Annotated in this window: 9 protein-coding genes and 3 tRNA genes; 5 read left to right on the top strand and 7 right to left on the bottom strand. The window is 57.3% G+C overall.

Annotated features, from left to right (window positions below; genetic code table 11):
- The first annotated feature begins 30 nt into the window (after positions 1-30).
- The 5 genes from MUN80_RS15860 (at position 31) to MUN80_RS15840 (ending at position 7,100) form a co-directional block, all read left to right on the top strand.
- Positions 31-864, top strand: a complete 834-nt coding sequence (locus MUN80_RS15860) for a DUF4846 domain-containing protein (RefSeq protein ID WP_244714434.1) — start codon at positions 31-33, stop codon at positions 862-864.
- Between the two features lie 23 nt (positions 865-887).
- Entirely contained in the window at positions 888-1,586 is a 699-nt protein-coding gene (locus tag MUN80_RS15855) for an SIR2 family NAD-dependent protein deacylase (RefSeq protein WP_244714432.1), read from the top strand.
- A 7-nt stretch (positions 1,587-1,593) separates the two neighbouring features.
- Positions 1,594-2,148: a metal-dependent hydrolase gene (locus MUN80_RS15850; RefSeq protein WP_244714430.1), complete on the top strand. Its 555-nt coding sequence runs from the start codon at positions 1,594-1,596 to the stop codon at positions 2,146-2,148.
- 64 nt (positions 2,149-2,212) lie between these two features.
- Entirely contained in the window at positions 2,213-5,950 is a 3,738-nt protein-coding gene (locus MUN80_RS15845) for a hypothetical protein (RefSeq protein ID WP_244714429.1), read from the top strand.
- A gap of 163 nt (positions 5,951-6,113) precedes the next feature.
- A complete protein-coding gene (locus MUN80_RS15840) occupies positions 6,114-7,100 on the top strand; it encodes a Ppx/GppA phosphatase family protein (protein ID WP_244714427.1) in 987 nt (328 codons plus the stop codon).
- Positions 7,101-7,225: 125 nt separating this feature from the next.
- On the opposite strand, the gene ppk1 is transcribed toward MUN80_RS15840, so the two are convergent.
- From ppk1 to MUN80_RS15805, 7 genes are all read right to left on the bottom strand, one after another.
- Positions 7,226-9,562 (bottom strand): polyphosphate kinase 1, encoded by a 2,337-nt coding sequence (gene ppk1 / locus MUN80_RS15835; protein ID WP_244714426.1) that lies wholly within the window; start codon positions 9,560-9,562, stop codon positions 7,226-7,228.
- A gap of 60 nt (positions 9,563-9,622) precedes the next feature.
- Positions 9,623-10,000: a RidA family protein gene (locus tag MUN80_RS15830; RefSeq protein WP_244714424.1), complete on the bottom strand. Its 378-nt coding sequence runs from the start codon at positions 9,998-10,000 to the stop codon at positions 9,623-9,625.
- Between the two features lie 141 nt (positions 10,001-10,141).
- Positions 10,142-12,118: a DNA topoisomerase (ATP-hydrolyzing) subunit B gene (gene gyrB, locus MUN80_RS15825; protein WP_244714423.1), complete on the bottom strand. Its 1,977-nt coding sequence runs from the start codon at positions 12,116-12,118 to the stop codon at positions 10,142-10,144.
- A 203-nt stretch (positions 12,119-12,321) separates the two neighbouring features.
- A complete protein-coding gene (locus MUN80_RS15820) occupies positions 12,322-13,704 on the bottom strand; it encodes a T9SS type A sorting domain-containing protein (protein WP_244714422.1) in 1,383 nt (460 codons plus the stop codon).
- Between the two features lie 323 nt (positions 13,705-14,027).
- Positions 14,028-14,101: transfer RNA gene (locus MUN80_RS15815), tRNA-Arg, on the bottom strand.
- A gap of 113 nt (positions 14,102-14,214) precedes the next feature.
- Positions 14,215-14,288, bottom strand: a tRNA-Pro gene (locus tag MUN80_RS15810).
- 84 nt (positions 14,289-14,372) lie between these two features.
- Positions 14,373-14,463 (bottom strand) — tRNA-Ser (locus tag MUN80_RS15805).
- Positions 14,464-14,551 lie beyond the last annotated feature (88 nt).

Genomic DNA, 14,551 nt, shown 5'->3' with positions numbered 1-14,551 from the left:
GAATTCTGGCTTTTGCTTTTTCTACCGGCTATGGCCTTTGCCCGGGCCCAACCCACCGTTTCTACAGGTGCAGAAAGAAATCCGGTGCGGGCCAACCAGTATTCCTGGCTGAGTGCGGGGCAGTATAGTCCGCAGCAGACGTTGGCCACGCGCTTTGCCCCACCCATAGGCGCGGCGCGGGTACCAGCCCCGGCAGGCTCCTTCGGGGCCTGGCTACGGTATCTGCCCTTGTTGCCGGCTGGCACGGCCGTGCACCTGTACGATGGTCAGCTGAAAAAACCGCAGACCGTGCATGCAGCTGTGGTTCGCATCGACGTGGGCAGCCGGGATTTGCAGCAGTGCGCCGACGCGGTAATCCGGCTGCGGGCCGAATATCTGTTTAGCCAGAACCCGGACAAGGTGCATTTTCATTTGACCAGCGGGCACGACATCTGGTTTTCGGACTGGTACAACGGCAAGGGCTTCCGCGTCACGGGTGAAACGGTGGAATCGGCGCCGAAAGCCGTGGAACACCCCACGCATGCCGTATTCCGGCGCTATCTGGACCAGATTTTCACGTACGCCGGCACCCGGTCGGTAGAGCGCGAAATGCAGCCTGCTGCGCTGGCCACGCTGCAGCCGGGTGACGTCTTTATCAAAGGCGGCTCCCCGGGGCACGCGGTGCTGGTACTCGACATGAGCGTGAACTCACGGACGGGGCAGCGGTATTTTTTACTGGCCCAGAGCTACATGCCAGCCCAGCAAATCCACATTTTGCGTAATCTGCAGAACCCTAAACTGAGTCCGTGGTACGAGCTCAATGAGAAAGCCGATTTGGAAACGCCCGAGTGGGCTTTCACGTCGAGCCAGCTGCGGCGGTTCTAGGGCATATTGGCTACTGCTACACTATGAAACAGAAAATCGTGGTTTTGACCGGGGCGGGTATCAGCGCCGAAAGCGGGCTGGCTACTTTCCGGGGCTCCGACGGGCTATGGGAAGGTCACCGGGTAGAAGATGTGGCCTCGCCCGAAGGTTGGGCCCGCAATCCGGAGCTCGTTCTGGAGTTTTACAACCAGCGCCGGGCTGCCGCCCGCGCCGCCCAGCCCAACGCCGGCCACCTAGCCCTAGTGGCCCTGGAGCAGGAATACGAGGTGGTCATCATCACCCAGAACGTGGATGACCTGCACGAACGGGCCGGCTCCAGCCGCGTGATTCATCTGCACGGCAAGCTGTTCGAGTCGCGCAGCACCCGCTTCGAGCACCTGGTCTACCCCATGACCTCGGACCGGATTGAGCTGGGTGAGCAGTGCGAAAAAGGCCACCAGTTGCGGCCCAACATCGTCTGGTTTGGCGAAGCCGTGCCCTTAATGGAACGGGCTATGGAGGAAACCGCCACCGCCGACATTTTCATGGTAATCGGCACTTCCCTGCAGGTGTACCCGGCGGCCAACCTGGTGCACTATACGCCCACGAACTGCCCCACGTATATCATTGACCCTAACCAACCGCCGCTGTCGGCCAGGGCCAATCTGCACTTCGTCCGGGAACCGGCGACGGTGGGCGTACCCCGAATTGCTGCTGAACTACTGGCCCAGGCTTCCAACTAACTACTGTATGGCTTCTGCTTTTGGCCATGCCTTGCTGGGCGCTACGCTGGGCAAGCTGCTGCTTCCCTCCCGCCCCAACTGGCCTTGGTGGCTGCTGGCCGCAGCCTGCGCCGTGTTGCCCGACGCCGACGTAATCGGCTTCAAGTTTGGAGTGGCTTACGACAGCCTGTGGGGACACCGGGGCCTGAGCCATTCTATCCTGGTAGCGGCACTGCTGGCGGGCGGACTCGTAGCGCTTAGTCGGCTACTGCAGCCCCAGGCAGCCCCACCAGCGGCGGGCCGCCTGGGGCTGCTGCTGTTTCTGGCTACCGTGTCGCACGGCGTACTTGATGCCCTGACTACCGGGGGCTTGGGTGTGGCGTTTTTCAGTCCGTTTGAGCAACAACGGTACTTTTTCGGTTTCCGGCCCATCCAGGTGTCGCCCATTGGAATTAAACGGTTTGCTGGTGCGGCAGCCTGGCGGGTACTGCGCAGCGAGGCCATCTGGGTAGGTATTCCTTGCCTGTTGCTGTATGTGGGCCAACGAATTCTACGCCCTGCGGCTGTGAATGGTGCGGGGTGACGCACCCTGACGAGGTTTATTTCGTACAGCAGAGAATACCTCTGTTCTACGATTCGCTTTCCTCATGCGAAAAACCTACCGTCTGCTCCTGGCAGCGCTGCTTACCACACTATCTGTTCCGTTGGTCGCGCAAACTCAGCCGGCCACGCACGCTGTCTACTTACTGGGAAATACCGCCGGCGACGCCGTTTCGGACGCTCATGTGCGGGCCTTGCGCCAGCAGCTTGAGCAGCAGAAAGGCGCCTTTACCGTGGTTCACCTCGGGGACATTGCCAGCAACAAGGGCCTGAAAAAAGAGCCCGAAGCCGCTACCACTGCCCGCCTCGACCAGCTTATCGGCTTGGTGAAAGGGCTGCCCAACGGCCGCATCTACTTCGTGCCCGGCGACAAGGACTGGGACAATTCCGGCTCCGACGGCCTGAAAAAGGTGAAGCGGCTGGAGGAGTATATCGAGCAAAAGCTACCGGGCCAGAACGCCTTTCTGCCCACTGGCGGCTGCCCCGGCCCCGAAATCATCGACGTAGCGCCCAACGTGCGCCTGGTAGCCATCAACTCGCCTTGGTGGACCCACCCCTACGACCGGCCCGAAGCCCCCGACACGGAGTGCAAGACCATGACCAAGGAGGAATTCCGGGAGCAGTTGCAGGACGTGCTGGACGACACCAAGGGCAAAAACGTGCTGGTTGTAGGCCACCATCCGGTGATGAGTAATGGCGTGTATGGGGGCCGGATTCCACTGGGCCGCCACCTGTTTCCGTTCGACAATGGGGTGCCCCTGCCTGTGTTTGGCTCAGTGTATGCGGCTTACCGGCAGAATGTGGGCACCCCGCGCGACGTAGCCAACCCGGCTTATAGTGACCTGCGCAAAAATCTGCTCAGCACCTTCAAAGACAACCCCGGCGTAGTATATGCTGCCGCCCACGACTACAGCCTGCAGCTTACCCGCTTCGAGGACAACTACCATTTGGTGTCGGGCAGCTTTGCCGAAGAAGAACACGTGGGGTCTAATTCCCGGGCCATGTACAACAAGGCCGAAGAAGGTTTTTCCCGGCTCGATTACTACGCCGATGGAACGGTCAAGTCTTCCTTCTTCACCTTCGCCAAAGACGGGGCCACGGCTCAGGAAAGTTACAACGCTACCTTGTTTCAATCGGCCTGCACTGAGCCCCGCCTGCCCAACGTGCCCGTCAACGCCTTTATTCCGGAATGCCCCACGGCGCCCAAAGGCGTAGCTAATCAGAAGCCGGACGCGCCGTTTCAGCCCTCGGTGACCATAACGCCGGGCCCGCAGTACCAGGCCGGTCCGGGCAAACGCTTTTTCCTCGGCCCGCTCTACCGTAGTTCGTGGACCACGCCGGTTGAAGTCAAAACCCTGAACCTGGCGACTGAGAAAGGCGGGCTACGCATCTTCGGCAAGGGCGGAGGCCGGCAAACGACTTCCGTCAAGCTCATTGCCGCCGACTCCTCCGAGTACGTGTTCCGCTCCGTGGACAAGGACGTGACCCGCATCCTGCCGCCCGAGCTGCGCAACTCCATTGCCGCCGACGTGTTGCGCGATATTACGCCCACGGCCCACCCCTACTCGGCTTTGGTAACCGGCTCTTTGCTTGACCAGACCGACATTCTGCACGCCCGCCCCCGGTTGTTTGTGTTGCCCGACAACAGCCAGCTCGGCCCTTACCGGGAAGACTACGCGGGCCTGCTCGGCACGCTCGAAGACCGGCCCGTGGACCCCAAGCCCAACCTGCCCGGCTTCGGCGGGGCCGATGAGGTGCGCCGCTCGTTTAGCTTTTTCCGCCAGCTCTATAAAGACCACGACAACCAGGTCGATGCCGTAGCGCTGGGCAAAGCCCGGGCCTTCGACATGCTGGTAGCTGACTTCGGCAAGCACGAGGACAACTGGAAATGGGCTGGCTACAAGCAGGGCAAAAAGACCATTTTCCGCCCCATTCCGCGCGACCGGGACCAGAGCTTTACCCTCTGGAACGGCCTGCTGACCTACATTGCCAACCGCGAATGGGCCGTGCCCAGCATCGAGGACTTCCAGGAAGAATTCCATGACCTAGAAAGCCTGAACTGGCCCGCCCGTCACCTCGACCGGTTCCTGCTCCAGTCCCTGACCCGGGACCAGTGGCAGCAGATTGCCCGGTACATGCAGGAGAAAATCACGCCGGCCGCCATCGACCAGTCGACGGTCCAGCTGCCCAAGGAAGTACAGCCGATTTCGGGCAACGACCTGAACCGCAAGCTCAAAGCCCGGATTCAGGAGCTGCCCAAGGCCTTGGACGACTACTACCTGATGCTGGCCAAGCGCGTGGATGTGGTGGGCTCCAACAAGGCCGAGGTGTTCCAAATAAACCGCCTCGACGACGGCAAGGTGCGGGTGCAAATGTTTGACAAAGCCAAGGATTCGGACGACATTAATGGCGAGGCCTTGTTTGACCGCACCTTCGACCCCAAGGAAACCGACGAAGTTGCTATTTATGGTCTCGACGGCAAAGATATTTTCAGTGTGACCGGCAAAGCCCGCAAGAGCGTGCTGGTGCGCATCATTGGCGGCGACGGTAAGGACCGGATAACGGATGAGTCGAGCGTGAGCGGGCTGCGCACCAAAACCAAGGTGTACGACCTGACCGATACGGAGCTAAAGTTGAGCAAGGAAACCGACAACCACACTTCCGACAAGCTGGCCGTGAACCGCTACGACCGGGAGGCCTTCGAGTACGACGGCTACAACCCGCGTGCCACGCTGATTTACAACCAGAGTGACGGATTTGGGGCCGGGGCCGGCTTTGATATCGTGCGTCAGGGCTTCCGCAAGCCCGACTACAAAAACCTCTACGGCTTCGACGTGCAGGGCTCGACCAATGGCAACTTCCAGGTGGCAGTGAATATGCGCCACCGCCACGCCATCAAGGATTGGGACATCGGGGCCCGCGCTGAGTACGGCAACTTCTTCCAGTTCTACAACTTCTTCGGCCTGGGCAACAACACGACCAAGGACGAAGGCCTCTACGACGCCAACTTCTACAAGGCCCGCTACAAAGGCTACCAGGCTAGTGTGTTTACGGAGAAGGTATTCCTCAACCGCAGTGTCTTCCGCTTCGGCCCCACCTACGAGCAGTACCAGTCCAACTTTGCCGATAACAGTTTGCTGGGTGAGCTCAACACCCGCCAGCCCATTACTGCTGACCAGCGCCCGAACACGGCTTTCCAGCGCCTGCTGGGTTTGAACGCTCTGCTTGACCTAGACTTGCGTGACCGGCAGACCTTCGCCCGCAAAGGCTTCCGCCTCCGTGCCCAGCACGACAGCTACCACCAGCTCAACCGCACCGAGGGCAACTTCGGCCTGACCCAGCTCTTCGGGGAGTACTACGCCACGGCCCGCCTGGGCATCCCGGTGACGTTCGTAGTCAAAGGCGGCGGGGCTAAAAACTACGGCGACGACGACGAAATTCCGTTCTATAAGTTTACCAGCCTAGGTCAGCGGGAAAACCTGCGCGGCTACTACCGCAACCGTTTTACCGGCGACGCCAGTGCCTACGTGAACACCGAAGTGCGCCTCGCGCTGGGCCGGGTACGCAACAACTTCCTTCCCTTCTCGTACGGCATCTTCGGTTTCTACGACCAAGGCCGCGTCTACTTCAAGGGCAATTCGCCCGGGGGGTGGCACTCCGGCTATGGCGGAGGTTTCTACATTGCCCCGGTCACCGACCAGCTGGCTTTATCCATTTCCATCCAGAATTCCGAGGAGCAAACGGCGCTCCTGCAGTTTGGCGTCGGCTTCCGGATTGACCAATAGTTAAGTTGTCCATACTAAGCCCGGTCTACTAAGGCCGGGCTTTTTTATGGGCTTTTTGGTAGCTGCTTAATCAAATCGGCCGCAACTGCCGTAGTATTCGGCTAGCCTACTTTTGGCAAACCTGTATCTTTGGCCTCTCTTTTCACTTCTTTCCTTGCGTTGCATGAATTATCCGCTCCTGAAACTGGCTGCTATTGATATTGGGTCGAATGCTGTACGGTGTCAGATTTCAGCGGTGTTGCACTACGGTGACCGGTATCGGCTTAAGCGCGTGGAATATGTGCGCTACCCGCTGCGCCTGGGCGAAGATGTGTTTGCCACTGGCCGCATTTCCCCGGCCCGGGAAGATAAGTTTGTCAAGTTTCTGCACGCGCTGAAACTGCTGATGGAAGTACACGACGTGGCCCACTACTTGGTGTGTGCTACCTCGGCCATGCGTACGGCCGCCAACGCGCCCGAAATCGTGGCCCGGGTGCAGAAAGAGCTCAACATGCCGATTCAGGTTATCGACGGGCAGGCTGAAGCCGCCTACATCAACCGTGTAATCGAACATTTGCTCGAAGACAACAAGCACTACCTGCACATCGACGTGGGCGGGGGCAGCACCGAGTTCAACATCTACCACGACCGGCGCAAAGTAGCCTCTCAGTCATTTGAGGTGGGTTCCATCCGGCGCATGCAGCAGGAAGAAAGCGGCTTGTCGAACGACGCGCTGAACGGCACCTGGCAGCGTATGGAAGACTGGGTCAAGGAAAACGGCCGCAAGTACCACGTCACCCGCGCCATCGGCACGGGCGGCAACATTAATAAGCTCTATAGCCTGGCTCAGCCCTCCCTCGACAAGCCCGTTACGCGCCGCCGCATCGGCACCATTCTAAGCAACTTGAGCAAGATGAGCATGGACGAGCGGGTCAACGTGGCCATGCTCAACCCCGACCGCGCCGACGTCATCGTGCCCGCCGGCCAGATCTACCTTTCGGCCATGGAGTGGTCCAACGTCAACCAGATGATTGTGCCCGACATCGGCCTCAAAGACGGCATGCTCCAGACCCTGTTCGAGCAGCATTTCGACGAAATTGACCCACTCAGTAACGGGGCCGAACACCTGCCCCTGGCTACTGTCCCGAGCCGCACCAACGGTATGGAATAAAACCAAAAAGGCCCGCTGCATGATTTGCAGCGGGCCTTTTTGGTTTAGTTGCTAGGTATTCGTTGTCAGTTGTTAGTAAGAACGACCTAACACTGACAACGAATACCTGGCAACTAACAGGCAACTCACGAGTTGGCGAAGTCGGCTTTTTCGTCGGGCTCTCCTTCTACCAGCGCCTGCACGATAGAAACCTCCTGAGCCGCCTGCTCAGTCAGCTCATCCTGCTCCTCTTCCTGGGCTTCGGCGCAGGCTTCCGCCAATTCATTGGCTTCCTCTTCCGCTAAGGCCGCTGCATCGTCGGCCTCCTGTTGATTACGGCGGGTTTGCTGAAACAGCAGATGCAACAGGCCTTCGGGCGTTGCGCCGGCCAGCCGCTCCTCGTCGCGGCGGTAAAAGTCCCGGTGTACGTTCACAGTGGGCTCGTCGGCGGCCGGGCGGTTACGCACGTAAGCCCCATCCTCACGCATGAGGTAGGAGTTCTGGTTGTCGAGCAGGTTGAGCATCAGAATGCTGATAGCCTCGCGCTTGAGCTGGGGATTGACAATCAGGAACAGGGCCTCAATGCGCCGGTCGAAGGAGCGTACCATGATGTCGGCCGAGCCGGCGTACACTTTCGGGTTTCCGGCCTGGTGGAAGTAGAACAGGCGGGAATGTTCCAGCAAGTCGCCCACGATGCTGCGCACCTCGATATTCTCGCTCAGCCCGGGCCGGCCGGGGCGCAGGCAGCAGATGCCGCGCACCACGAACCGAATCGGCACACCAGCCTTGGATGCCTTGTAAAACTCGTCGATGAGCTCCTTGTCTTCCAACGAGTTCATCTTCATCACAATGCCGCTGGGCAAACCCTTCTTGGCGTTGCGCACTTCCTCCCGAATCAGGTGAATAATCTGCTGGCGCATGTCTTTAGGCGCCGTAATCAGGTATTCGTAGTCGTCGGGCTGGGAGTGGCCGGTAATTACGTTGAAAAACTCCGACACGTCGTGTCCATACACGTCGTTGGTTGTGAGGAGGCTTACGTCGGTGTAAATCTTGCTGGTTTGCTCGTTGTAGTTGCCCGAGCCGATGTGTACGTAGCGCGTCACCTTCTCCCCTTCCTTACGGATAATCATGAGCATCTTGGTGTGCGTCTTGTACTTGCTCACCCCGTAAATCACGAAGCAGCCGGCCTTTTCGAGCTTGGAGCCCTCCCGGATGTTACGCTCCTCATCAAAGCGGGCCTTCACTTCGAACAAGACCGACACGTGCTTGCCATTCTCGGCCGCCTTGAGCAAAGCCGCCGTTACGCGCGAGTCGTCGGCCAGGCGGTAAATGGTTTGCTTGATGCCCAGTACGTGCGGGTCCTCGGCGGCCTGTTCCAGCAGCCGCACCACTGGGTCGATGCTGTTGTAGGGATGGTGCAACAGCACGTCGTGGTGCTTCAAGAACTCGAACAGGTTTTCCTCGGCCCCTTCCGGCAAGCTCAGCGGCACTACCGGAGCCGGCATGCGCGTCGATTTGCCACGGAAGTTGGGGTGCTTCAGAATTTGCAGCAGGCCCTTCATGTCAATCAGGGAGTTGATGACGAAGACGTTGCCGTTGTCAATCTTCCAGCGCTCCTTGAGCACGGCCATCATCACCGGGGAAGCGTCGTTTTCAACCTCCAACCGCACTACCCGGCCCTTCTTGCGGGTTTTGAGGCCCACCTGAATTTCCTTGATGAAGTCCACGTCGATGTCGTCCGACTCTTCCAGGGTGAAGTCGCCGTTTCGCGTAATCCGGAACAAGTCAGCCGACACGATTTCCACATTGCGGAACAGTTTGGGCAAGTTGGCCCGCACTATTTCCTCAATGGGCACGAAAATCACCTTGTCCTTGCGCGTGAGCTCAAAGAAGCGCGAGAGGTTCTGGGGAATCTGCACGAAGGTGAGTCGCTCGTGCCCGTTGTCCATCACGCTGTCGGGCCCGGTGCGCGTTACCACCCCAAAGATGAGCATCTGGTTCATCATCAGCGGGAAGCCGTGGTAGGAGTCGTATACCATCGGCGTGAGCAGCGGGAAGATGGTGTTCTTGAAGTAGCCATCGGCCTTCTTCAGTTCCAATTCCGTGAGCTCCGTCATCCGCAAAATATTGAAACCGGCCTTTTCAAACTGCGGCTTCAGCTCATTCTGGTAGGTCAGCGACTGGTCGTTGGTAAAACGGTGGGCAAAATCGAGCAGCTTACGCCGGAACGGCAGCTCCCGCAGGCCGGAGTAGTCTACCCGCTCCTTGCCGTAGTCGAGGTAATTGTAGAGCGAACCAACCCGGATCATGAAAAACTCATCGAGGTTGGACGAGGTAATGGCCAAAAACCGCAGCCGGTCGAACAGCGTGCGGCTCGTGTCCTTGGCCATGTCCAGCACCCGATAATTAAACCGCAGCCAGCTTAGGTCCCGGCTGATGTATTTGCTTTTGCGAATGAGGTCGGCAGATTTGAATAATTTCATGGCTAGGCGGTAATGCGGGCTAAGATACGCAGCCAGGCTGCGCAAAGGCGTATTTTAGGGTTAAGAAATAATGGCTGTGGCTTCAATTTCGACCAGCAGCCGGGCATCTATCAACGCCCGAACCTCAACCATCGTGGCCGCGGGCCGGATGGCGGCGAAAAACTCCCCATGGGCCCGCCCGATTTCCTCCCACTGGCTGATGTCGGTGGTGAAAATCCGGGTGCGCACTACGTCGGTTAGCGCGGCCCCGGCTTCGGTTAATGCATCCGCAATTTTCTCCAAAGCCCGGCGGGTTTGCTCGTAGGCGGTTAAGCCCGTAATGGTTTCTCCGTCCTGGGCCGTGGTACCAGCCACTTCCACTACGTTGCCGATACGCACGGCTCTGGAATAACCCACAATACTTTCCCAGGGTGCCCCGGAGGCAATGTTCTGCCGCATGTACGATGCTTGTTTTTCTTTGAAATTGGAACGTCATGTCAACCAGCGGGAGACATGACACAACGAAATAGGGTTTGTTGATTTGTTAGGCAAGCACAATAAAAAAGCCCGCTTGCGGCGGGCTTTTCTACTATTGGCTGCTTATACGTCCAGTTTGGCGTATTTCGCGTTTTTTTCGATAAAGTCGCGGCGGGGCGCTACTTCGTCGCCCATCAGCATGGCGAACAGGTGGTCGGCTTCGGCGGCCGATTCCACGTCCACGCGCTTCAGGGAGCGGGTATCGGGCTGCATGGTGGTAGTCCAGAGCTGCTCAGCGTTCATCTCACCCAGACCTTTGTAGCGCTGCACGTTCACCGTTTCGGGTTTGCCGCGGCCCATTTCTTCCTGGGCATCCATACGCTCCTGCTCGGTCCAGCAGTACCGCTCTTCCTTACCGCGTTTCACCAGGTATAGTGGCGGCAGGGCAATGTAGATGTAGCCTTTGTCGACCAGCTCCCGCATGTAGCGAAAGAAGAAAGTCAGAATCAGGGTCCGGATGTGGGAGCCGTCGATGTCGGCGTCGGTCATGATGATGACCTTGTGGTAGCGGAGCTTGTCCAGGTTCAACGACCGGGTGCTGCTGCCATCGTCCTCGTCGGTCTTCTTCTCGAAGCTCACGCCAAGGGCCGTAATCATGTTGCGGATTTCCTCGTTTTCGTAAATGCGGTGTTCCTGCGCCTTCTCCACGTTCAGGATCTTACCCCGCAGCGGCAGAATGGCCTGGAAGGCGCGGTTGCGGCCCTGCTTGGCAGTCCCACCGGCCGAGTCACCTTCCACCAGATACAGCTCGCAGATTTCGGGGTCCGATTCCGAGCAGTCAGCCAGCTTGCCGGGCAAGGAGTTGGAACCCAGTACAGTTTTGCGCTGTACCATTTCGCGAGCCTTACGGGCCGCAATCCGGGCGCGGGCAGCCAGAATCACCTTTTCGATGATGATACGGGCTTCCTTAGGGTTTTCTTCCAGGTACTGATTCAGGATTTCACCTACTACGGTGTTTACCGCGCCGCTCACGTCGGAGTTGCCCAGCTTGGTTTTGGTCTGGCCTTCAAACTGCGGTTCCTGCACCTTCACCGAAATAACGGCGGTGAGGCCTTCGCGGAAGTCGTCGCCCTGAATCTCCACCTTGGCCTTCTCCAGCATACCCGACTTGTCGGCGTATGCCTTCAGCGTGCGGGTCAGGGCCGAGCGGAAACCGGCTACGTGCGTACCGCCCTCGATGGTGTTAATGTTGTTGACGTAGCTGAAGATGTGTTCCTGGTAAGAATCGTTGTACTGCAGAGCTACTTCTACTGGTGTGCCGCCCTTCTCACTGATGACGTGAATGGGGTTGGGCATAAGCACTTGGCGGCCACTGTCGAGGTACTGCACGAATTCGCTCAGGCCGCCTTCGGAGAAGAATATTTCCCCCAGAAACGAGCCGTCATCGTTTTTCTCCCGACGGTCAGTCAGCGTGATGCGGATACCCTTGTTCAGATAAGCCAGTTCGCGCAGGCGGTTAGCCACGGTTTCGTACTTGTAAACCGACTCCGTGAAGATGGTGTTGTCAGGCAGGAACTCTACCTGGGTGCCGTGCTCGTCGGTGTCGCCGATTTCCTTGACCGGATACTGGGGAACACCGATTTTGTATTCCTGCTGGTAGATGTGGCCGTTGCGGCGCACGGTTACCTTCAAATCCTGGCTTAGCGCGTTTACGCAGCTTACGCCCACGCCGTGCAAGCCGCCGGAAACCTTGTAGGAATCCTTGTCGAACTTACCACCAGCGTGCAGCACGGTCAAAACCACCTCCAGGGCCGAGCGGCCCTCTTTCTGGTGGAAGTCCACGGGGATGCCGCGACCGTTGTCCTTGACGGTAATCGAGTTATTTTCGTTGATGGTTACTTCAATCTGGTCGCAGTGACCGGCCAGGGCTTCGTCGATGGAGTTATCGACTACTTCCCACACCAGATGGTGTAGTCCTTTGATGCCCGTGTCGCCGATATACATGGAGGGGCGCTTGCGCACGGCCTCAAGGCCTTCGAGTACCTGGATGCTATCCGCGGAGTACTCAGCGCCGCCTTTTACTTCTTTCGTTTCGCTCATGTAAGACGCTATTATTTCAGCTTTCTACTAACATACAAAGATACCGATTTTATCCGGTTTTTGCCAGTTTTTGCGGCATTTAGCCCGGTATAAAGTCAACTGTTAGCCCTAACAGAGCCGGTATCTGCCGAAGCGGAATAGCTATAAAAAAGGCCTTCCCCAACCGAATGGGAAAGGCCTTTTTTGAGGACTTGGAAGAAAGACTACTCAATCACCAGTTTCTGCTGAGCTACACCGTTTTCGGTGCGCACCTCCAGGGTGTAGAGGCCGGCCTTTTCCTTGCTCATGTCGACCGTAGCAAGCTGAGAGGCAATAGCCGTAGCGTTCAGCTGCTGGTTCAGCACCTGACGGCCCAGCGCATCAAATACCCGCACGTTGGTACCGGCTTTGATGGCAGAGCTGAGTTTCAGCGAGAACACGCCCGTAGCACTGGGGTTCGGATACACCGACAAAGCGTTTTGCAACTCGGTGTTCCGGGAAGTACCCAGAATGGTAGTAGAAGCCTTGTAGATACCACCCGCGCCGTTGGCATCGGTGAAACCACCTGCGTAACCGGCAGTACGGCTAGCGAAATCTACCGACGTATACTGCTTGTTACGGTCGATGTCAACCCAGGTAGCACCGTTATCGGCACTATACGACGAGCCATATTGGGCCAAGCTAGTAGGCGAATCCACGCTAGCGCCAACACTGACAATCAGGTTAGTCCCGGGTACATTGGTGATATCACCGCCGAAGAAGTTGCCAGTGAAAGTGCGAGGCTGCCAAGTAGCACCGCCATCGGTGGTATACGCCAGTGCCACACCGCTATGAGCAACACCATTGTTGGCATCGATCATGGCAATCTTGTTGATCTGACCCGTACCCTGGAAGATTGGAATCACGTTGGAAGCGGTCCAGGTCAGCCCACGGTCCGTGGATTTGAGGATACGTGCAGGCTTACCCGTTTCTTGATCTGCTTCAACGTGGGTAGTACCCGCCCAGATAGTATTTCCAAGCGCCGTATACGAGCCTACCAGGCCGTACTCAAACTGATCGAGAGGAGCCGGCAGGTTGGAGGCTGGCACACGCGTCCAGGTGGTACCACCATTGCTGGTAGTATAAATTTCAAAAGAGCCCAGGGTAGGGTCACCCAGCGTAACTCCATTATTGGCATCGAAGAAGTATACCCAGTTGGCAAAGCTACCCGAAGCGTTGTACTGGTTAGCGCCCGTGATTTTGGTCCAGGTGGTACCAGCATTCGTTGTTTTAACAACTTCTCCTCCAGTTGGGCCCCACTGGGCGGCGTACGCAGTATTAGCATCAACGCCATGGATGTTACCGGCCTGAAAATCGGCGGTGCCGCCCATGAAGCCAAGCTGCCAGGAAGTACCACCGTTGGCAGTTCGGGAGAACGTGTTAATAGCGGAACCGTTAACACCCTCCCGTATCAGTTGCCAAGCCACTTGGTCACTTACGGTATGCAGGTAGTAAGAATAAAAATCCGGGGGAGTTTCTGGATTAAGCGTGTTTTGCTGAACCCATTGTGCCTGCGCCGAGAGGCCCATTCCGCACAGAAAAGCCAGAGGGAGTAAGATTTTTTTCATCGGAAACGGAAAGAAAGGAAAGGTTAATTAAAAAAGTAGCGGACAGCGGTACTGTTTGAATGATACAGCAACTACAAAGATTATAACATCTTCGCTGCCCAATATAGATGTTTAATCCAAAAAATCCACCCAGCTCCTGCTTTTGCCTAAATTGGTCGGAGTACCTGAAGGGCTTACAACGGGGAGGACTTGCTGGATTCTGGTTATCTAACAGAGGAGTTTTGGCAGCTTCACCCATCATGGAGTAGTTACGGGGTACAGTATCCAAACGCAAGACGCCGTTGAGCTCTGAAGGCTCAACGGCGTCTTGCGTTTGGATACTGTACCCCGTAAGAGATTCGAACTCCTGACCTACTGCTTAGAAGGCAGCCGCTCTATCCAACTGAGCTAACGAGGCAACTAGCAGGCTGAAAGTCAGGCAAAGGTAGCGGAAGACTTTCGGCTTACAAAAAAAGGCCTTCTGAGGGATTCAGAAGGCCTTTTGGTTTCAACAGTTTGAAACGGGAAACGTCGGGGTGGCAGGATTCGAACCTGCGGCCTCCTGCTCCCAAAGCAGGCGCGATACCGGGCTACGCTACACCCCGAAACAAACGGAGGTGTCCTCGATGAGAACAACCCGATGAAGGGAAACTTCAGGCTTTTGGTGTTCCAAGGCCCTGAAAAACCCGTGGCGGAGAGAGGGGGATTCGAACCCCCGGTAGCCTTTAGAGCTACGGCAGTTTAGCAAACTACTGGTTTCAGCCACTCACCCATCTCTCCTAGACAAGTCCCTTATTGCTGTAAGGGTGTGCAAATATACGAGGAGAACGCAAAAACAAACCCTTCTAGAAAAAAAATCTTCATTTTC

The sequence above is a fragment of the Hymenobacter cellulosivorans genome (genome assembly GCF_022919135.1).
Classification (GTDB): Bacteria; Bacteroidota; Bacteroidia; order Cytophagales; family Hymenobacteraceae; genus Hymenobacter; species Hymenobacter cellulosivorans.
This window is presented reverse-complemented; position numbering and strand designations above follow the sequence as displayed.

What these genes read in the sequence shown, in the direction of transcription:
- MUN80_RS15820 (WP_244714422.1), bottom strand. Translation starts at nt 13,704, where the DNA reads ATGAAAAAAATCTTACTCCCTCTGGCTTTTCTGTGCGGAATGGGCCTC.
- MUN80_RS15850 (WP_244714430.1), top strand. Translation starts at nt 1,594, where the DNA reads ATGGCTTCTGCTTTTGGCCATGCCTTGCTGGGCGCTACGCTGGGCAAG.
- MUN80_RS15830 (WP_244714424.1), bottom strand. Translation starts at nt 10,000, where the DNA reads ATGCGGCAGAACATTGCCTCCGGGGCACCCTGGGAAAGTATTGTGGGT.
- MUN80_RS15845 (WP_244714429.1), top strand. Translation starts at nt 2,213, where the DNA reads ATGCGAAAAACCTACCGTCTGCTCCTGGCAGCGCTGCTTACCACACTA.
- gyrB (WP_244714423.1), bottom strand. Translation starts at nt 12,118, where the DNA reads ATGAGCGAAACGAAAGAAGTAAAAGGCGGCGCTGAGTACTCCGCGGAT.
- MUN80_RS15855 (WP_244714432.1), top strand. Translation starts at nt 888, where the DNA reads ATGAAACAGAAAATCGTGGTTTTGACCGGGGCGGGTATCAGCGCCGAA.
- MUN80_RS15860 (WP_244714434.1), top strand. Translation starts at nt 31, where the DNA reads ATGGCCTTTGCCCGGGCCCAACCCACCGTTTCTACAGGTGCAGAAAGA.
- MUN80_RS15840 (WP_244714427.1), top strand. Translation starts at nt 6,114, where the DNA reads ATGAATTATCCGCTCCTGAAACTGGCTGCTATTGATATTGGGTCGAAT.
- ppk1 (WP_244714426.1), bottom strand. Translation starts at nt 9,562, where the DNA reads ATGAAATTATTCAAATCTGCCGACCTCATTCGCAAAAGCAAATACATC.